The organism is Vibrio ouci (assembly GCF_004551525.1).
In the GTDB taxonomy this organism is placed as follows: Bacteria; Pseudomonadota; Gammaproteobacteria; order Enterobacterales; family Vibrionaceae; genus Vibrio; species Vibrio ouci.
In genome coordinates this window covers 1-19,949 of record NZ_SATR01000005.1, presented here as the reverse complement: position 1 = coordinate 19,949, position 19,949 = coordinate 1, and the positions used below count along the sequence as shown (strand labels likewise).

Here is a 19,949-nt window from a genome sequence, read left to right as displayed (position 1 = left end):
ATCCAATAAGGTTAATCGTCGAATCACGATAGATAATACGCCGATTGTATCAAATCTGCAACCAGATCGCGGAAATGTAAATAAGGCTATGAAATTTATAAAATAATCTATTCATTTGTCGTATATTCGCTATGAACCTATAACAATAAAGAATGGCTATGAAAAAAATATTTCTATTAATTTTATTAGTGCTTGTCGGATGCACACAATCAAAGCAGGAAGTGCCAATTGAGGCGGATTCTGGTTGGACTTCAGGCGTATTGGATAACGGGGTGCATTACCATATTTACCCAACAGATGATGAGTCGGTTGCCTTACGTATGTACGTGCACATCGGTTCAGCGCATGAAAGCGAAAACCAAAAGGGTTACGCTCACTTCTTAGAACATATGGCCTTTAATGGCTCACGTAACTTTAGTTCCAATGACATTGTCGATTTGTTCGAGCACTCTGGGTTAACCTTTGGTGCGGATATCAACGCCTATACCTCTTACTATGAAACGGTATATCAACTTGATCTGCCTGATTCAGATCAGCTAAGCAATGGCGTGAAGTGGATGCGCGACATCGCAGATGGTCTCGATTTATCACCTCAGGAAATAGAAAAAGAGAAAGGGGTGATTCAAGGAGAGTTTCGCCGGACGCGACTTGAAAACAAATCACTATCTGAAAAGTATTATGACCAACTCATCGAAGGGACGGCTCTAGAACATCTTGATCCACTCGGAACAAAAGAGTCTGTTAATGCGGCGACCTCAGACTCTATCAGAGCATTTTATGAGGCTTGGTACCATCCTCAATTAACTGAAGTCGTGATTACTGGCGATGTAACGCCTGCGCAAGCGCAGAAACTGATCAAAGACCAGTTTTCGAACTGGGAAGGTGGGCAACTGCCTGATGGTACAGATGTTAAGAAAATAGCGCTGAGTCTGAACGATTTAACTGAGGTTATTGGTGAATATGACGCGCCTAGTATCAGTCTGCTTATTGATAGAGCTCCAGCAGCAATAGAGACTCATAGTGACCTTACTCAGCTTTGGATGGATGATATTATTCAACAGCTGATTTGGACGCGTCTAGATACCAACTTGGCTCAGGCTGCCCAGCCAGTACAGAGCTTATACTCTTCTTCTTATTACATTAACTATCGACGTTATGCGCTTATGTCAGTGAGCTTCTCTGACGCTGAAAGAGTGGCGACGCAAAAATTGTTTATCGAGACACTCGCTTCGTTAAGGGATCATGGCGTCTCTGAGCTTGAACTTGAAGCTGCCATGGCTTATTACCTCCAACAAGTGAAAACCGTTGATGAACAGTGGGAGCAGCGAAGCGCGACGGATATAGCCGAGTCGAAAGTCAATGCGATTTCGTTTGGCGAACCGATTCAATCTAAGCAAGATTATCAGCGGAGTTTAGAGCAGTTCATTAAGTACGCGACGTTTAAACGAGTTAATGAGCAGCTTGCGCAGTTCTTGAAGCAAGATTACAGCTTAGTGTTAGGTGCGAGCTCGGAAAGTCAGGTTGAAGCACTTGCTCTGACAATGCCGAGTGTACGTACGCAGTTGAAGCAGCAAGGTGTCAAACCCCTAACATTAGCCGCAACAGAAGATGAGTTAAGTCGTCCTGACGGTAGTGGGGCAATCGTTAGTGAAAAAACATTAGATTCAGGCTTTACCGTCTGGCAATTATCGAATGGTGTCGAAGTTTGGTTTGAACCTGATCCTGACGCTGGGGAATATGCGCGTTTAGTGTATGGTAGCCAGGGCGGTAAAGCAGTACTGGATCCAAGCTTATATCCGGCTTCAGAACTGGCGGTAGCGACAATTACAAGAAGTGGTATCGGTGGGTTTGATGGTTCAGGTTTAGATTCATATCTACGACGCAACAGTATCGAAATCTATCCATTTATTGGTTTCACGCACCATGGCTTAGAAATAGGCGCACCTAAAGATAAACTGGCGGAAACGCTTAATGTGATGTTCAACATTGCGACGAACGCCAACGTGTCGAATAGACAACTTGAGACGGTAGCGCGTGAAAATATCGAAGGCATTAACCGTTACCTAGATACTCCAGTAGGAAAATGGACACGCGAAATCAACCGTAACAGCTATTTGCCACAGAGCTACCACTATATGGTATCGGCGCCTGAAATGTCGATGGTGACGGAAGCCCAAGTAAAAGAAGTTCATAAGCAGCTATTTTCGGTAAATCGTTCGAACAAGCTGGTCATTGTCGCTGATCTATTGCCCGCTGAAATTCGCGAGATGTTACGTTTCTATGTTGCATCGATTCCACTAGAAGCAGCTTCAGACTATGCATTCTCTGCGGACTACAATCTGAAACCGAAATCGCGTATCGATATGCCAATTCACAATGAGCCAAATAGTTACTACTTGGTTCGTGTGACAAATCCAAGCGTTGCAAACAATGACGTCGAATCTGTGTTTATCGACGATATGATTCAGCGTCTGCTTTCAAAGCGTTTAACGGAGTATATTCGAGAAGATTTAGGTCTTGATTATGCGCCAGATAACTATGTCACTGCACAAGATAGTGAACCGAGCACCGACTGGTTTATCGAAGCGCAGGTAGCCCCTAGTGATATCAGTAAAGTCGACGCTGCAGTCGATAAAGTAATTGCACAACTGTTGTTAGGTGTTAACCAAGAAGATGTGGATTTGGTGGCAAAACAGCTAGTCGTTGCGCTACAACCCTTAGCTGATGATACGGTCGAAAGAACTTGGTTCTACGCGCGTTATTTGATGCATGGTTATGGCGTTGATGCGTTGACTGATGTAGAGAGCATGGCTCAATCAATTACAAAAGAGGCGTTTAATCAGCGTATTCAACAAGTTTTTGGTGAGCAATCGCTGAAAACAAAATACACATTGACTCCGAAAGAGTAGATTGGTGAGTTACGTGTAAAAGCAGCGCCTTTAGGCGCTGCTTTTTTAGTTTTGGAAGCAATTGTTTTGGATAAAATGATGGATCTGGTTGGGTACCAAAGCACTATAAATTAGGCTGGTGTGGCTACTTTTAATTTCAACGTGATCCGCCATCCCTTCAAGTCTAGTTTCTTCAACCGTAACGGTTCCATCGGACATCATTCGATTATCCATTAACAATAAAGAGCGTACTCCTAATGGCAAAGTTCCCGCAATACTGCCGAGTTTTTGCGGCAATGCCCATGCACTCTCGTGCTGTTTCAGGCCAAAGTCGGGGGAGTTTCCGAGTATAGCGCTCATGCCCAACTCTTGAATCCTGGTGACGATTGACGCGCCTTTGAGCGGTGAACCAATAGTAACGACGTGCGAGACTTTCGATGTGGGAAGTTGGCGGTGTTCTAAATAACGTTTGATGATCAAACCACCCAAACTGTGACCAACGAGAACATTGGGCATCGAGTCTGATAAGGTTTTATCGAGTAGAGAGAAAAGACGTTGCTCATTAATCGCGACGCTATTGTACGAAAGGATCTTGGTTCGATAGCCGTATTTACGGAGTTTGTGGCCAAGAGGCTGCATGACCATACCGTGCATATACAAACCATGCAGAATAATCACTTTCATTAATACCTCCTAACTATCGTTTTAATTCAGACGCTTAAGTAAGAAGATGATTATACACTGTGTCACTACTAAGCGAATAGTGCTCTGGAAAGCACTATTCGTTACTCAAGTCTGAATCCTGCAATTAACTGCGAGTAAAGCGGAAGGTTTGTAGTTTTTGCTGCTCACCCTCAATAAACGCATAGCTCTCAAGCAGCCAAACATTTGGACCAGCGAAACCAAGTTCAACATGAATGTCAGCACTGTTTATATCTTGGTAAATGATATCGTTAGTGTTGATAGGGTAGAAGTTGTATCGACTTGAACTGCTTTGCTTTTCGCCTGCAAAATTTACGCTCACGTCCTTGGTATTATTGATGATTGCCATTTGGTAACCATCCGCTGAGGTATAAGAAAATGCCGCAGTGAGATCGATGCCTTGGTCATTAGCAATACTCACGTCCGCTTGGGTGGTTTTAGCCAATGAGCCATTTGCATTTAGAGGCTTAACCTTGTTCATATCTTTGCTGTGCGTTTGAATGTTGACGTTCCACTCACCAACAAAGTTATCTAACTTGTCCCAGTTTTGCTGAACAGCAGGTGCGTTTTGCTGCGCGTTGTTATTGCCGATCTGAGCAATGGCATCATCACGACTACTAGAACGGCTTGCTTCACGGTTGTTTTGAATATCGGCTGAAGCACCAGCAACACCACCCGCGACACCTCCGGCAATCGCGCCTTGCATTGCGAGTTCAGCGTCACCCGTTAACGCGCCAAGGGTTAACCCAAGTAATGCGCCACCAGCAGCACCTTGCTTAGTGAGTGCATTAGGATCGTCTTCTCCGGGGGTTACACAGCCTGCAAGAAGGGGAAGCGAAAGGGCAATTGCAAGAGATGTTTTGATTGTAGGGTTCATAACCAGTTCCTAAAACAGTGTTTTTTATTTCGTAAAACGGTAACCAGTGATTGTCAGAGTCCTGTGAGTGAAACGCATTAAAGCGTAACGGTATATTTCAGACTATTTCACGGCTTCGTTGCTTTAGATTTAGGCTACGTTATGGGAACAAAAGGATCTATTCACTGGTGATTATATCGCTCATAACCACCAGTGATGAATGGGTGTAACTATTGGGTGTTAGACAAATATCTTCCCGTGTGAATAAGGGACGACATCGCCAGATACGATAACTTGCTCAGGTTCGACGTGGCAGTAAAGTGTGCCGCCGCGTTTTGATGCCTGATAGGCTAATAAATTAGGTTTATTTAATCTTTTGGCCCAGAAAGGGGCGAGTCCAGCATGAATGGAGCCAGTCACTGGGTCTTCATCACCACCATTCGCTGGCCAGAAGTAACGTGAAATGAAGTCGTATTTTTCACTTGCCGCTGTCACTACCACATCGTAAGGCGCAAGCTGTTTTAGATATTCACTTTTCGTTTCTAAGTCGATGATGTCTTGTTCGTTGTCATAAATGGCAAAGTAAGCTTGCTCGCTTCTAAGCACTTCTTTTGGTTGAATAGAGAGTCCTTCAAGCAGCATTGATGGCGCTTCTACTGGTACAGGCTCACGCAGTGGGAAGCACATTAATATACGACCTGATAAGTCTTTTTCTACCGTTAATGGACCCACTGTTCTGGTTTCAAATTGAATCACTTCGCCCGCATCAAAATGCTGAAAAAGGACATAGGCAGAAGCGAGTGTCGCATGGCCACAAAAATCAACTTCACAAAGGGGAGAGAACCAGCGAATCTCAAATCGGTCGATACCAATTGGTTTGATAAATGCGGTCTCAGACAAGTTATTTTCGGCAGCGATATTGAGCATCACATCGTCACTTAACCAATCGTTTAGTGGGACCACCGCTGCTGAGTTACCGCTAAATCTCTGCTGGGTAAACGCATCGCAGACAAACATTTCAAATTCCATAGTCACTCCTTATGAGGTATTGAACCAGATGGACAAATTATTATCTTTTGTTACATCTAAGGGAGGAAAATACCCTAGGGGTGCGATCAAGCTCTAACAGAAGCACCCCTAGGCAACATTTAATTTTACTTAAATGTTGAGGCAGGTTTATAGCGGGCTACTAACCTCATCAACCAAATACAGGATGGATTGATAGGGGATGCCGCTATGATGCGATAGGCCGATTTCACAGGTTCGACTGTTACTAAAACCGCGCTGGCAATGTTCTGGTACTTGTTGCTTCAATGGATGAACGGCTGCTGCATTAAGCTCTGGTGTAGTGAAGCCCTTATCGCCCGCCCAGCCACAACATGTAATATGTTCAGGTACAACCACGTCAGAGACGCATCGTTTCACGAGGTTTAGCATGTCATTCGTTAGTCCCATACGTTGAGAGCTACAGGTGACATGTAACATCACGGTTTCTTGCTTGGGTGATATAGACAGGTTGTCGATAAGGTATTTGGAAACAAAACCCGTTGGCTCAAGAATCTCTAATGGGCGGGTAAAGTTCTCAATACTCCGTTTTGCACAAGGGCTTGTATCCATAAGGATCGGGTATTCACCTTCGTAACTGGCTTTCCAGAGAGCGGTTTCAAGCTGCTTAGACTTTTCACTCGCGATGTCAGTCATACCTTTACTGTCATATGGCATACCACAGCACTGCTCATCAAGAGACTCTGGGATGATAACTTCAAATCCCGCCTTCTTGATAAGTGACAATGTCACCTCGGTCAGGCTTCTTTGATCATCAGCATCGATTTGTTGACCCATGGTACGTGACGCACAGGAAGGAAGGTAAACGACTTTCTTGTCCGAGCGAACCAGCCGTTCCATCGCTTTATCCAAGTCGTGAGAGTTTGCTTGAGGAGTCTCAGGTAGCCAAATTGGTGTCTTGCCTTTGCTCACCTTGCGAATGCCATTTGTTACCTTCGCAACGCTGCTTTCTCCAATCACTTTGACCGCAAGCTTATTCGCTTTGAGTGATGCGCGAGTTAGGGCGGTTGTGGTGCTGAAGTGATCCGCTGTCCACTTGGCAATCGGGGTAAACTTCTGGTATTTCTCAGTGCGCAGCTGTTTAACAAGCTCGCCAGTATTGATGCCAACAGGGCAGCGATCGGCACACAACCCGGTGGCCGCACAGGTATCTAGCCCTTGGTACTCAAATATTTGCGCTAACTCAGTCGCTTCAGTTTGCTCTCCGGACGCGCGTCTTCTTTGTAGCTCGCGGTAGAGAACGATACGCTGACGAGGCGAGAGGGTTAATGTGCGAGAAGGGCAAACAGGCTCACAGAAGCCACATTCAATACAGCGGTCAACCAACGAGTCTGCAGCGGGCATCGGCTTTAAATTTTCAAGATGCGAGTGAGGGTTATCGTTAATGATGACGCCCGGATTTAGCAGTCCTTGTGGATCAAATAGAGCTTTGATCTTTTGCATCAACTGGTAGCCATCTTTGCCCCATTCCAATTCAACATAAGGTGCCATGTTGCGCCCGGTACCATGCTCAGCTTTTAGCGAACCTTGATATTTCACAGCAACGAGTTCAGCGACATCATCCATGAAGCCACCATAGCGGTCGATTTCGTTTTGAGATTCGAAACCTTGAGTGAAGACAAAGTGGAGGTTGCCTTCTAATGCATGGCCAAAAATGATCGCTTCAGAGTATTGGTATTTATCAAACAGCGCTTGAAGGTCGCGAAGGCCATTGGCTAGGTTTTCTACAGGGAAAGCGACGTCTTCGATAATGACAGTGGTGCCCACTTCTCGAACGGCGCCGACAGCAGGGAACATACCTTTTCGTATCCCCCAAAGCGTAGCGACAGTTTTAGGATCTAACGTAAAAGGGACCGATTCAATAATGGAATAGTCTTCAAGTGCGGTCATTATCGTTTGGCATTGAGTATCAATAGTCGCTTGATCGCTTGCGTGGGTCTCGACCAATAGCGCCGTCGCTTCTAGATCTAACTGCTGGATAAAGCTCGGCATGCCGGGCTTGTCAGCGACCGAACGTAATGCTCGTCCATCCATAAGTTCCACAGCGGCAACCGGAGTCTTTGACAGCGTTGTCACGGCTTGGCTCGCTTCTTCAAGATCGGCGAAAACCAACAGAGTAGAGGCTTTGAAGTTGTGTTCAATAACTGTGTTGTAGGTGACCTCCGCAATAAAGCCGAGTGTACCTTCAGAGCCGATCATTAAGTGTTCTAGGACTTCGATTGGATCACTAAAATCGACTAGTGCATTAAGGGCGTAACCAGTGGTGTTTTTTAAGCGATATTTATGGCGGATTCGCTCACTTAGTACTTCATTGTTTTGAGTTTCGCTGATGAGCGCATTTAAGCCATCAATGATATCGGGACGAGTTGCTTTAAAGGCGGCAATGTTTTCTTTACTCGCAGTATCAAGCAAGGTTCCATCGCTAAATACGACCTTAATACTATCAATGGTTCGGTAAGAGTTTTGAGCGGTGCCGCAGCACATGCCACTGGCGTTATTGGCAGCGATTCCACCAATCTTACAAGTATTAATTGAAGCGGGATCCGGACCTATCTTACGTTGAAATGGCGCAAGGTATTTATTGGCATCAGCACCGATCACTCCAGGTTGAAGAAGAATCTTGTTACCATCATCGATGATTTCATGACCGCGCCAGTCATCGGTTAAGGTAAAGAGAACGGAGTCAGACACGGCTTGCCCAGATAAACTTGTACCCGCGGCTCTAAAAGTAAAATGGATGTTCAGCTCACGACAACATTGAATCGCATAAATGACTTCTTCAAGATTTTTAAGTCGCAGCACTATTTGTGGAACCAGTCGATAAAAGCTGGCGTCAGTTCCGTAAGCTAAGCGTTTAGCATGTTCAGTGATGATTCTTTCTTGTTCGATTTCAACTGCGAGCAGGGCTTCGAGCTGTTGATAGCGGTTATCGTTGAGACGATTCGACATGTAAGCTTCCTTGTGTTTGCCACTGGTGTTGTCTTTTTTATTTATCCAGTAGAAGAAAAAGTGTCACAGTTTCAATTTGTTTGCTGTGACACCCTCTGAATTTACTTCATCTTGACCAGTGATTCTCTGTTTAAGTCTTTGATACTTTTAGCGCCGGTCAATGTCATTGCGACGCGCATCTCTTTCTCGTACAGATCGAGCAGGTTCTCAACCCCAGCTTGTCCTTGAGCCGCCAGCGCATAAATGAAAGATCGGCCAAGTAGAGTACAGTCAGCGCCAAGTGCCAGCATACGCACCACATCTAGTCCGGTTCTAATCCCAGAATCGACGAATATTTTTAAGTCCCCTTTGACTGCGTCCGCAATAGAAGGGAGTGCTTTCGCGGTAGAAAGTACCCCATCTAGCTGACGGCCGCCGTGGTTAGACACAACGATGCCGTCAGCACCAAAAGAGACCGCATCTTTCGCATCTTGCTCATCTAAGATGCCTTTGATGACCATAGGGCCGTCCCAAAAGTCGCGAATCCATTCAAGATCTTTCCAGCAGATAGAAGGGTCGAAGTTGTCACCTAACCAGCCGATGTAATCTTCAAGCTTGGTCGGCTCACCGCGGTAAGTGGAAATATTGCCAAGGTCATGAGGTTTACCCAATAGCCCGACATCAAAGGCCCAGCTTGGGTGGCGCATCGCCTGAAATACACGACGTGCAGCCGCGTTTGGTCCGCTCATGCCTGAATGCATGTCGCGATAGCGCGCACCCGGTACTGGCATATCGACTGTGAAGACCAGCGTAGTCACTCCGGCGGCTTTTGCTCTCTCTAAGACGTTTTTCATGAAGCCGCGATCTTTCAGCACATAGAGTTGGAACCACATTGGGCGCTCAATCGCTGGCGCAACCTCTTCAATGGGACAGACAGAAACCGTAGACATAGTAAATGGAATGCCCTTGTTCTCTGCGGCTTTAGCGGCTTGGACTTCTCCGCGACGGGCATACATACCAGTCAGACCAACAGGCGCTAAAGCGATTGGCATTGATAGCTTTTCGCCGAACACCTCAGTTTCTAGGCTGAGATCTTCCATGTTGTTTAGCACACGTTGTTTAAGTGCGATATTAGCAAGATCCTCGGTGTTCTTTCGCAGTGTATGTTCACCGTATGAGCCGCCATCGATGTAGTGAAAAAGAAACGGAGGTAGCTTTGCTTTTGCAGCTGCTCGGTAATCTGTAGAGGCAGAGATAATCATATGTCAGTCCTATCATTCGTTAACTGTCACCCCTCTATGGAGGCTTATAGGGTATTGCTCGATAAAGAAGAGGCGTTATTACTCATGTGGCGTAACTGCTTTCGTAGTTACTAGTCTATTGTCAGGGGGCAAGTAACAACGCCTCAAATCGAAGTCTTTATTTCATTAATGCATCGGTAATTTGTAGGCCGTAAATGGCGAATAAGCCAATCGCACCTGTTACCAATAAGTAGTACATGGTTGGAATAATTGTTTTTCTTAGCGTCGCGCCTTCACGACCTAAAAGACCTACCGTTGCCGATGCAGCTACGACGTTGTGGATAGCAATCATATTGCCAGCAGCGGCGCCAACGGCTTGCAGAGCAACGACGACAGCGCTTGAAATCGTTAACGTCTGAGCCACTTCAAACTGGAATTGGCTAAACATCATGTTGGATACGGTGTTTGAACCCGCAATGAAAGCCCCCAGAGCACCTACAGTGGCACTTAATGCTGGGAAGGCATCACCAACGAGGCCAGCTGCAAAATTAGCCGTGGTCACAGGCATACTTGCTAGTTCTGCGCCATTGATGCCTGAGTTGATAAAGATACGTACCATAGGAATGGTGAACACCAATACAAAGCCGGCGCCAATCAGCGTCTTACTTGATTCACCAAATGCTTTTGCTAGAGGCGCGACACTTCGCGATTGAAGCAATACAGCAATAAGTGCGACGAAGACTAAGATGCCACCCGGCAGGTACAGAGGCTGTATAGCGGTACTGATACCTGTTTCACCAAGAATGTTACCAAAAGATAGGCTCACGCTACGTAGAGCCGCTTTAAACTCTGTGCTAACACGGCTGGCAACCAGAACAACAGCGAGTAAGACATAAGGGAACCAAGCCAACACCATGCTCATTGGTTTAGCCTTGTTCTCATCCAGTTCAATCTTAAGCGAACCTAACCACTCGGCTGGCCATTTGTTTTCGTCTTCGAAGTCCCATGTTGATTTTGGCACTAGGAAACCACGTTTAGCCGCAGATACAACGATAGCAAGGCCAACTAAACCACCAATCAATGATGGGAATTCAGCACCAAGGAACACGCCAGTTAGCGCGTAAGGGATAGTAAACGCAAGGCCAGCAAAGATGGCAAATGGCAAGATATCTAACCCTTCAGTCCAACTCTTATTTTTGCCAAAAAAGCGAGTTAGCATCATCGCCATTAAGACAGGGATCAATGTGCCAACACAGGCATGGATCAGTGCGACACTGGATGTAATTTGTTGTAAGTACGCTTCCCAGCTTGAACCGTTAGCAATGAGTGTCTCGCCAATATTGTGGGTATCGAGACCTTTGTTGACACCAACAATGATAGGTGTACCTACAGCGCCAAATGATACTGGCGTCGATTGGATCATCATGCCCATTAGAACTGCTGCAAGTGCCGGGAAACCAATCGCGACAAGTAACGGTGCGGCAATCGCTGCAGGCGTACCAAAGCCAGAGGCCCCTTCGATGAACGAACCAAAACACCAGGCGATGATGATGGCTTGAACACGACGGTCTGGGGAAATGTTGGTGAAGCCGTTTCTAATGGTGGAGATAGCTCCGGTGTGTTTGAGCGTATTGAGCAGGAAAATAGCACCAAACACAATCCAAAGGACCGAAACGGTGATACCTAAGCCTTGAAAAATAGAGGCGATGACACGAGTCGTCGACATATCCCAAGCGAATAGGGCGATAACAACGGTCAGTCCAAAAGCGACAGGCATGGCTTTTTTGGCCGGCCAGTTGAGACCGACAAGGAGTATGGCTGCCACCACGATTGGTGAGAAAGCCACTAGGGCAAGTATTGTTTCACTCATTAGTATGTCCTTTACATTCTGTAGGCTGAACTCTGTAGAGTTTCTTAGAATTTATATTTGTGACGTGTTTGTTAATTGGAGGTGAATTTACCTCTTTATTTTTTGTGGATATAGGGAAATAATGAAAATAATTAGTTCCAAAAGTGACATAATCAATGCGTGCAGATGACCTAATACTATTTTCTCAAGTGGTTGAAATGGGCAGCTTTAGTAAGGTGGCTGAAGCAAATAGCCTTACAAATTCGGTAGTTAGCAAAAGAATTGCCAGACTCGAAGAGGAGATAGGTGTTCAGCTATTATATCGAACAACGCGTAAATTGACGTTGACCGAGGCAGGTAAGGCACTCACCCAAGGCGCCAAAACTGTGAAGCAAGCCACTCAGGAGGCTATGGACGCAGTTTCAGGCTTTGGTGAAAATGTCAGCGGTCATATCAAAATGTCTGTTCCCTCCATTTCTGGTGATTTGATCTTGGCTGACGCTGTCGCCGAGTTTTGTAACCTTCATCCCGGTTTATCAGTCGATATGTCGCTTGATAACCGCTTTGTTGATTTAGTTGAGGGCGGATATGACTTAGTCATTCGTACTGGTTACCTAGAGGACTCCAGTTTGATCGCTCGGCATATACTCGATTCGCAATGGGTGGTATGTGCGTCGCCTGCCTATATTGCGCGCAACAGCAAACCCAATGAGCCACAAGATCTCACCTTACACAATTGTCTTCAATATGCTTATCAGACGACGGGGGCAAGTGAGTGGGAATTCAAAGCAAAGCAAGGCAACTACATCGTTAAAGTGTCTGGCTCATTTTCGACTGATAACGCAACCGCGCTTAGAAAGGCCGCGTTGGGTGGACACGGTGTTGCTTACGTGCCGCGTTGTTTGGTCTATCACGACATTCGCAATGGGCAGTTAGTCGATCTGTTTCCAGAACAAGTTGGCAAGCGATTGGGAATATATGCGGTTTACCCATTTACTCGTCAGCTGCCAAACAAAGTAAAGCTACTGATCGAGCATATTCGAACTCGCTACTTAGCTATCTCTCACTACTTCTGATCGTTCTTATGATGAAAAAATGCCGATGCATCCGTGCATCGGCATTAAGTCGGCGGCCAAACCGAACTTATTAAGTCTAGGTCAGGTTGACCTATGCTGCTTCGATTTCTTCATCTAAATCGAAGGAAGCGGCAATCAGTTTCTTGGTATAGTCGCTTTGCGGGTTATGGAATATCTCATCAGCGGTGCCTTGTTCCTTCACTTCGCCTTTCTGCATAACCAATACTCGGTCTGACAGCGCTTTTACGACACTCAGATCGTGGCTGATAAACAAGAAACCAATGTTATGTTTCTTTTGAATATCTTTAAGCAAGTCGATAACCGTCAACTGAACCGAACGATCGAGTGCCGATGTTGGCTCATCCAGTAAGATGAACGAAGGCTCAAGAATCAGCGCGCGTGCGATGGCAATACGCTGTCGTTGCCCTCCAGAAAACTCGTGTGGATAACGGTTAATAGAATGCGAGTCGAGTCTTACTTCTTCCAGCGCTTTGCGTGCACGAGCCATGCGTTGTTGGCGCGTTAACTGTGGCTGGTGAACGGTCAGTGCCTCGGTAATAATGTCACCGACCGTCATGCGTGGAGATAGCGAACCATATGGATCTTGGAACACCATTTGAACATCTTTCTTGAGCTCAAAGCGCTGCTTCTCGCTGAGGTTAGCAAGATCTTGCCCTCTAAATTGGATGCGACCTGTCGATGGAAGTAATCCAATAAGCGCGCGTCCAAGGGTCGATTTACCTGAGCCAGACTCTCCAACAATACCTAAGGTCTCACCTTGTTTTAGCTCTAACGAGATCCCTTTAACCGCCTCAAAATATTGACTCTTGCTTGGTAGGAAGTGAGATTTAATAAGGAACTTCACACGGATATCATCAGCTTGAAGTAGAGCAGGGGCATGCTCTGAAATCGGGTCTTTGCTGCCTTTTGGTATCGAGTTGATCAGCATTTGCGTGTATTCGTGCTGAGGGTTAGCAAATAGCGCGTCGCACTCTCCTTGCTCAACGACATCCCCTTTACACATCACGATGACTCGATCAGCAAGGTGTTTAACTACCCCTAAGTCGTGAGTGATAAATAAGATAGACATGCCCATTTTGGCCTGAATTTCTTTGATCAGGTTAAGCACTTCCGCTTGTACAGTCACGTCTAGCGCAGTTGTTGGCTCATCGGCAATCAATATGTCAGGTTCATTAATTAGCGCCATGGCGATCATAATGCGCTGTAGCTGACCGCCAGAGAACTCGTGTGGATACTTGGTGTAAGCTTGCTGCGGGTTTGGCAAATGAACCAAATCGAACAGCTCCAGCACTTTCGCTTTTGCTTGCGAGCGGGTCACACTGCGATGGCACATAATCGCTTCAGCCACTTGAATACCAACGCGCATAAACGGGTTTAATGACGTCATCGGTTCTTGAAAAATCATTCCGATACGGTCGCCGCGAATCGACTGCATCTCTTTTTCAGGTAGATCAAGCAATGATTTGCTTTCGAATTCAATATGAGATTGAGAGTGGATCAGAGCATTATTGGGTAATAGCTGCATCAACGCATTAGTTGAAACGGACTTGCCGCTGCCTGATTCACCTACGATTGCGAGGGTTTCGCCCTGAAATAGGTCGAAACTGACATCCTTGACTGCGTCGACAATACCATCATTGGTGGTAAAGCTCACCGATAGGTTTTTAACCGATAAAATGGTCGTCTGTGACATGATATTTCCTTATTAATTTATTATGTTCGACTGTTCCATGACAGCGTTGTATTGCTTTAGCGTTGTAAAATAGTGGTGGGCCTTTTGTACACCTTCAAACTCAAGCATCCATTGTGCGCTGCGTTGAGCACTGCAAAACGCACCCATGTGGGTCAATAAGTCTTCGCACTGTTTGTGGATGATGTGCTGCGTCGCATTGACCAAATCGAATGTTTCGATGGAGATAAACTGAAGTTGAGCATAGGTTTGATTGAGCAGATCGAACGCTTGTTGATGCTGTCCCATCTTATTTAGGATTTCAGATTGAGAGACCGCAGCATCACGCAGTCCAGTGACAAGGCAGCCAAACTGACACGGTTTGGTATTTTCGTCCGTTACCGCGTGTTGTAGGTGAGTAGGAAGATGGTTTAGTACTTGGTCATACAGGTAATGAGCTTCAGGCCAATGACCTTGCTCTAATAGTTGTTCTGCTTTGAGGTAGTGTGTCCAGCACTGTTGCAAATCCATATCCATATACTCCGCTAACGAATCATCGCTATATTTAAATGCAATTCATTAACCAATGCAAATGGTTATCATTTAATTGTTAAAATTTGCACGTGAATGGATAAAAAGTAATCACTTAAACCCGAATTGGCTGTAAGTCACTAAAATATAACCAAATCTGGCCTAAACTAGTTCTTATAGAGTATTCAACACAAGGATAGAGTGATGACAATTCAAAGACTTGAAGCCAGTCAGCTATACCTAACAGCTGAACTAGAAAAACTAGAAAGCAAGTCGACAAAAGAGTTACCGCCTATCGACGAAATTGTCGGACAAGAGCGAGCACAAAAAGCTGTCGAGTTTGCTATGTCGATCAAAGAGAAAGGCTACAACATCTATGCGATTGGCCAAAATGGCCTAGGTAAACGGACGATGATCCTCCGTTACCTTAACCGTCATCAACACGATGCCACTGAACTGTTTGATTGGTGCTATGTGGCGAATTTTGAAGATATTCGTACGCCAAGAGTGCTAAAGCTGCCGTGTGGTGTTGGCAGTAAGCTCAAGCAAGATATCGAAAAGCTGATGTCAAAATTGGTTAACGCAATGCCACTTGCGTTTGATAATGAGCTCTATTTTAGCCGTGCTGATAAGTTAAAAAATCAATTGGCAGCTAAGCAAGAAGCCGAGCTTGCGGTAATCACCAAAGACGCGAAATCCAAAGGGATCAGCTTAACGATTACTACCCAAGGTGATTATCAATTTGTCGCGATGAATGGGGAAGATCTGCACAGTGAAGAGACGTTTGATGAGCTGAGTAAAAAAGAGCAAGAGTACTTTGGCTCCGCGATTGATAACCTTGAAGTTCAGCTTCGAACCATGGTTAGGCAGCTCACTGAATGGGAAGAGACGTACAGCGAGAAGATCAAAAAACTCAATGACGATGTGACGTTAGACGTTATTACGCATTTCATTAAGCAATTGAAGAAGGACTACTCTGGTTACCCAGCGATCAAGACCTACCTTACAGAGCTGCAAGCGGACATTGTCGAAAACGCCGATATTTTCTTGGAGCAAAGTGCTGAGCAAGGTGAAGCAGCAACCGCATCTCTTGATAAGAAATTGCCGCGCCGCTACAAGGTTAACGTCTTAGTAAGCCGTAAAAACGAAGACTTCCCAATTGTGGTTGAAGAGAATCCGAACTACCACACTCTGTTTGGCTACATTGAAACCGCGACATTCAAAGGTACGGTGTTTACGGATTTCTCGTTGATTCGCCCAGGTAGTTTGCACAAAGCCAATGGTGGTGTGCTGCTCATGGATGCACAGAAGGTTCTTGAGCAACCTTATGTGTGGGATGGGCTTAAGCGAGCGTTGAGAGCGAGACAACTGAGCTTTACCTCGCTGGAAAAAGAACTCACGTTAACGGGGACAGTCTCGCTCGATCCTGAAGCTATACCATTGGATGTGAAAATTATCCTGTTTGGTGATTATCGTACTTATCAACTTCTGCAGCACTATGATCCAGAGTTCAGTGAACTGTTTCGAGTGACAGCAGATTTTGAAGATGAAATGAAGCGTGATGCGGATTCCGAGCTGCAATACGCCAAGTTCATCTCTAGTGTTGTGAATGACAACAACATGCTTCACTGCGATCGTAAGGCTATTGCGCGCATTATTGAGCACAGCTCTCGATTAGCAGGGGATCAGAATAAGATTTCTCTGCACTCTGCGAACATTGCTAACTTACTGCGTGAATCTAATTACGTGGCGAAGCAAGCGAACTCCAATATGATTCGTTGTAGCCATGTGGAAGAAGCGCTAGCCAATCAAGAGATGCGCGTTAGTCGACTGAAAGACAGCGTGATGGAAAGCTTTATCAATGGCACTACCTTGATTCATACAGAAGGTGAAGCGATTGGCCAAGTGAATGCGCTTTCCGTGCTCAGTACAAACGAATACATGTTTGGTGCGCCTAACCGAATTACGGCCACTACTTGTTACGGTGACGGTGAAGTGATCGATATTGAGCGCAGTGTTGATCTCGGCGGCAGTATTCACTCCAAAGGGGTGATGATCCTAAGTGCTTATCTATCATCAGTATTTGGTAAAACAGCCAAGGTTCCGCTGAGTACGACCATTACCTTTGAGCAATCTTATGGTGGCGTGGATGGTGATAGTGCGAGTATGGCGGAGTTCTGTGCAGTAGTGTCTGCCTTTTCAAAGCAGCCAAACCGCCAAGATATTGCGATTACGGGTTCAATGAACCAGTTTGGTGAATCTCAGCCAATCGGTGGGGTGAATGAGAAGATTGAAGGCTTCTTTGATGTGTGTGCTATCAAAGGCCGCAATGAAAACCAAGGGGTGATCATTCCTCGCTCAAACATGCATAACTTGATGCTACGTCCTGATATTGTCAAAGCCGTAGAGAAAGGAGAATTTAATATTTGGGCCATTGACCATGTAACAGAAGCGATTGAATTGTTTACTGGCAAGCCTGCAGGTACGCCAAGTGAAGAAGGCAGTTACCCAATTGATACTATTTACGGTATCGCTCAGGCGAAACTCAATGCGTTAAGAAAATAGCAAAAAACGAAAAGAGCCCCAAGATTGGGGCTCTTTTTTATTGAGTGAGTTTAAAACTCAATGATTTCGTTCCCAGAAGCTTGGTTATTGGCGAACGCCTCAATATTTGTCAGAGTAGTTTCTGCAATGTTGCCTAAAGCTTCATTAGTCAAAAAGGCTTGGTGACCAGTAAATAGAACGTTATGGCAAGCTGATAGGCGGCGGAAAACATCATCAACAATAACGTCATTCGATTTATCTTGGAAAAACAGCTCTTTTTCGTGCTCGTAAACATCAAGTCCAAGAGCGCCAATACGACCTTTCTTTAGCGCTTCTACTGCAGCGGCAGAGTCTAATAACCCGCCGCGGCTGGTGTTAATGATCATCACTCCGTCTTTCATCTGATTGAAAGCTGCTTCATCGAGTAAGTGGTAGTTTTACTTAAACATTGGGCAGTGCAGAGTAATAATGTCACTTTGCTGGAATAGCTCTTCTTTTGAGCAATATTTTGCGCCCATTTCTATTGCTATTGGGTTCTCATACGGGTCATGACAAAGAATGTTCATCCCTAAACCTTTTAGGATGCGCATGGTCGCAATACCAATTTTACCTGTACCGATAACGCCGACGGTTTTGCCGTAGAAGTTAAAACCCACTAAGCCTTCAAGGTTAAAGTTCGCATCTCTAGTGCGTTGGTAGGCTTTATGGAATCGACGGTTGAGGCTCATCATTAGGCCAACTGTATGCTCGGCTACAGACTCAGGTGAATAGGCCGGGACGCGCACCACTTGGATACCCAGCTGTTTTGCTGCTTCTAGATCAACACGATCAAAGCCTGCACAACGCATGGCAATAAGCTTTACACCTTGTTCTGACAGAGCTTCTAATACCTCTTTTGATAGGTCGTCATTAACAAAAGCACAGACAACAGGGCAACCGTGGGCCATCTTTGCGGTTTTTTTGTTTAGTTGAAACTCGTGAAAATGGAGATTGAAACCATGAGTTTGGTTAATTTTTGAAAAAGAAACTTCGTCATAAGATTTAGAACTGAATACCGCGACATCTATCATATAAACCTCTCAAAGATTGCGGGGAGAGTAATCCCTTTATTGAATACCTTATTTCAACAAAAATAAACCATGAATTATTAAGGGCTATTTTGGAGCTTGGAATGAGGTAACTGTCTGATCTATATTGAGCGATAATTTTTATTTGGTTGAATGGTTAGTATGGTCAAATTAGCTCCATTGAGAACAGAATTGCTTGAGCAAGTGATTCAATTATCGGTCGCCGAACAACAGTTGCCCTATGTAGGTACAATCGATGAAGTGTTAATTAATGCCGACGAACATACTCACCCGCATATAGTGCTTAAACATGATCAGGTGATTGGTATTTTTCTCATTGATATGCTGTATTCACAGTCGTATGAATTCGCAGAAAGCGGAAGCCTAGGCTTTCGCGCATTTTTGATCGATCAACACCAGCAAGGCCAAGGTTATGGCGGGAAAGTTATGGGTCAACTGCGTGGCTATCTTGCTCAGCACTACCCAAATCATCACTCGATTTATCTAACCGTTAACTGCAAGAATACCAATGCATACCAGTGCTACGTCAAAAATGGATTCCATGACACCAATGAATGTTATTTAGGTGGAGCTGCAGGCCCACAGCATATTATGTTGATGAAGTTGCACGCGTAAGGTAAATATCAAACACTTGAGATGACTAATTTATTAGTACCTCTTAAGTGTTACTAATTTCATATCATTGTTACACAAAGCATAAAAATTACTGCTACGTTGAAATTAATAAAAATCTAAATCGATCCTATTTAACCGCTTATTTAATAAGGTTTTGAAGGTCGGTAATTCATTATAATTTTGGCTAGGGTATATAACTATGTTGGTAACGAAACTTAAAGAAGTCTCCATTGCTGCTAGGGCATGGTCAATTCTTGGACTGTTTGCGATCAGTCTGCTTACAAATACTTTCCTTAATATCGATGCATCTCGCCAGCACATGCGAGAAAACTATGAACGTGGCGTTGAAACCATGGTTGAAAGTGCATTGGGGGTCGTCAAATATTATCACCAACAGAGCCAAAACGGTGCACTGTCGGAGGAGGTGGCTCAAGCCAGAGCATTGGAGACCATAACGGCTATGCGTTTTGATGGTGACAACTATATTTTTGTTGGTGATAGAGAAGGGTATCAGCTTTCAACAGGCGTACTCTCCCTACTTGGTACCAACATAATGAACTTACAAGACAGTAATGGTCAGTACTTTGTGCAGAAACTTTATCAGACGGCGCAAAGTGGCGGCGGTTTTGTCGATTACTACTGGCGAAATCCAGACAAAGAAACATTAGATCCTAAAACCAGTTATGCCACGATGTTTCAACCTTGGGGCTGGATGGTCGGCTCTGGTATGTCGGATAGGCGGCACCTGTTGCCAGGTGCCTCCCTCCTCAGAACCGTACGTGCAACTTTCACTGCATACGGCTCAAGCCTCCACAAAGGCACCGTTAAGCACCCAGTAACTAAATTACCTTTGCGATACACACTTAAAGCTTTAAA

13 protein-coding genes and 1 pseudogene are annotated in these 19,949 nt (G+C 45.1%); 5 read left to right on the top strand and 9 right to left on the bottom strand.

Going from position 1 to position 19,949, the window contains the following annotated elements; all coding sequences use genetic code 11:
• Positions 1–158: 158 nt before the first annotated feature.
• Positions 159–2,909 (top strand): M16 family metallopeptidase, encoded by a 2,751-nt coding sequence (locus ELS82_RS05090; protein ID WP_134834499.1) that lies wholly within the window; start codon positions 159–161, stop codon positions 2,907–2,909.
• 45 nt (positions 2,910–2,954) lie between these two features.
• Here ELS82_RS05090 and ELS82_RS05085 read toward each other — a convergent pair whose 3' ends face one another.
• From ELS82_RS05085 to ELS82_RS05060, 6 genes are all read right to left on the bottom strand, one after another.
• Positions 2,955–3,572 carry a lipase family alpha/beta hydrolase gene (locus ELS82_RS05085; protein ID WP_134834498.1) on the bottom strand — a complete coding sequence of 206 codons (618 nt, stop codon included), beginning with the start codon at positions 3,570–3,572 and terminating at the stop codon, positions 2,955–2,957.
• Positions 3,573–3,696: 124 nt separating this feature from the next.
• A complete protein-coding gene (locus ELS82_RS05080; RefSeq protein ID WP_134834497.1) occupies positions 3,697–4,467 on the bottom strand; it encodes a YMGG-like glycine zipper-containing protein in 771 nt (256 codons plus the stop codon).
• A 219-nt stretch (positions 4,468–4,686) separates the two neighbouring features.
• Positions 4,687–5,475: a PhzF family phenazine biosynthesis protein gene (locus ELS82_RS05075; RefSeq protein WP_134834496.1), complete on the bottom strand. Its 789-nt coding sequence runs from the start codon at positions 5,473–5,475 to the stop codon at positions 4,687–4,689.
• Positions 5,476–5,622: 147 nt separating this feature from the next.
• On the bottom strand, positions 5,623–8,460 hold the full coding sequence (locus ELS82_RS05070) for an FAD-binding and (Fe-S)-binding domain-containing protein (RefSeq protein WP_134834495.1): 2,838 nt from the start codon (positions 8,458–8,460) through the stop codon (positions 5,623–5,625).
• 101 nt (positions 8,461–8,561) lie between these two features.
• Entirely contained in the window at positions 8,562–9,701 is a 1,140-nt protein-coding gene (gene lldD / locus ELS82_RS05065) for an FMN-dependent L-lactate dehydrogenase LldD (protein ID WP_134834494.1), read from the bottom strand.
• Between the two features lie 157 nt (positions 9,702–9,858).
• The gene (locus tag ELS82_RS05060; protein WP_134834493.1) at positions 9,859–11,550 is read right to left on the bottom strand and encodes an L-lactate permease; all 1,692 of its coding nucleotides are present in this window, start codon (positions 11,548–11,550) and stop codon (positions 9,859–9,861) included.
• Between the two features lie 155 nt (positions 11,551–11,705).
• Here ELS82_RS05060 and ELS82_RS05055 point away from each other — a divergent pair, with 155 nt between their 5' ends.
• The gene (locus tag ELS82_RS05055; RefSeq protein ID WP_134834492.1) at positions 11,706–12,605 is read left to right on the top strand and encodes a LysR family transcriptional regulator; all 900 of its coding nucleotides are present in this window, start codon (positions 11,706–11,708) and stop codon (positions 12,603–12,605) included.
• A gap of 91 nt (positions 12,606–12,696) precedes the next feature.
• Here the strand turns inward: ELS82_RS05055 and ELS82_RS05050 are convergent, their stop codons facing one another.
• Together ELS82_RS05050 and ELS82_RS05045 are read right to left on the bottom strand one after the other, a co-directional pair.
• Positions 12,697–14,319 (bottom strand): ABC transporter ATP-binding protein, encoded by a 1,623-nt coding sequence (locus tag ELS82_RS05050; RefSeq protein WP_134834491.1) that lies wholly within the window; start codon positions 14,317–14,319, stop codon positions 12,697–12,699.
• A 12-nt stretch (positions 14,320–14,331) separates the two neighbouring features.
• A complete protein-coding gene (locus ELS82_RS05045; protein WP_134834490.1) occupies positions 14,332–14,826 on the bottom strand; it encodes a hypothetical protein in 495 nt (164 codons plus the stop codon).
• 204 nt (positions 14,827–15,030) lie between these two features.
• Here ELS82_RS05045 and ELS82_RS05040 point away from each other — a divergent pair, with 204 nt between their 5' ends.
• Positions 15,031–17,391, top strand: a complete 2,361-nt coding sequence (locus ELS82_RS05040) for an ATP-binding protein (RefSeq protein ID WP_134834489.1) — start codon at positions 15,031–15,033, stop codon at positions 17,389–17,391.
• A gap of 50 nt (positions 17,392–17,441) precedes the next feature.
• Here the strand turns inward: ELS82_RS05040 and ELS82_RS05035 are convergent.
• A pseudogene (locus ELS82_RS05035) lies at positions 17,442–18,440 on the bottom strand (2-hydroxyacid dehydrogenase).
• Positions 18,441–18,599: 159 nt separating this feature from the next.
• Here ELS82_RS05035 and ELS82_RS05030 point away from each other — a divergent pair.
• Together ELS82_RS05030 and ELS82_RS05025 are read left to right on the top strand one after the other, a co-directional pair.
• Complete coding sequence (locus tag ELS82_RS05030) at positions 18,600–19,073, top strand: GNAT family N-acetyltransferase (RefSeq protein ID WP_134834488.1); 474 nt, start codon at positions 18,600–18,602, stop codon at positions 19,071–19,073.
• Positions 19,074–19,272: 199 nt separating this feature from the next.
• The coding region (locus tag ELS82_RS05025) for a cache domain-containing protein (protein WP_244230755.1) at positions 19,273–19,949 on the top strand (677 nt) is incomplete at its 3' end.

Bases quoted from the DNA above. Each gene is read 5' to 3' on its own strand.
- ELS82_RS05090 (WP_134834499.1), top strand. From the start codon at position 159: ATGAAAAAAATATTTCTATTAATTTTATTAGTGCTTGTCGGATGCACA.
- ELS82_RS05085 (WP_134834498.1), bottom strand. From the start codon at position 3,572: ATGAAAGTGATTATTCTGCATGGTTTGTATATGCACGGTATGGTCATG.
- ELS82_RS05080 (WP_134834497.1), bottom strand. From the start codon at position 4,467: ATGAACCCTACAATCAAAACATCTCTTGCAATTGCCCTTTCGCTTCCC.
- ELS82_RS05075 (WP_134834496.1), bottom strand. From the start codon at position 5,475: ATGGAATTTGAAATGTTTGTCTGCGATGCGTTTACCCAGCAGAGATTT.
- ELS82_RS05070 (WP_134834495.1), bottom strand. From the start codon at position 8,460: ATGTCGAATCGTCTCAACGATAACCGCTATCAACAGCTCGAAGCCCTG.
- lldD (WP_134834494.1), bottom strand. From the start codon at position 9,701: ATGATTATCTCTGCCTCTACAGATTACCGAGCAGCTGCAAAAGCAAAG.
- ELS82_RS05060 (WP_134834493.1), bottom strand. From the start codon at position 11,550: ATGAGTGAAACAATACTTGCCCTAGTGGCTTTCTCACCAATCGTGGTG.
- ELS82_RS05055 (WP_134834492.1), top strand. From the start codon at position 11,706: ATGCGTGCAGATGACCTAATACTATTTTCTCAAGTGGTTGAAATGGGC.
- ELS82_RS05050 (WP_134834491.1), bottom strand. From the start codon at position 14,319: ATGTCACAGACGACCATTTTATCGGTTAAAAACCTATCGGTGAGCTTT.
- ELS82_RS05045 (WP_134834490.1), bottom strand. From the start codon at position 14,826: ATGGATTTGCAACAGTGCTGGACACACTACCTCAAAGCAGAACAACTA.
- ELS82_RS05040 (WP_134834489.1), top strand. From the start codon at position 15,031: ATGACAATTCAAAGACTTGAAGCCAGTCAGCTATACCTAACAGCTGAA.
- ELS82_RS05030 (WP_134834488.1), top strand. From the start codon at position 18,600: ATGGTCAAATTAGCTCCATTGAGAACAGAATTGCTTGAGCAAGTGATT.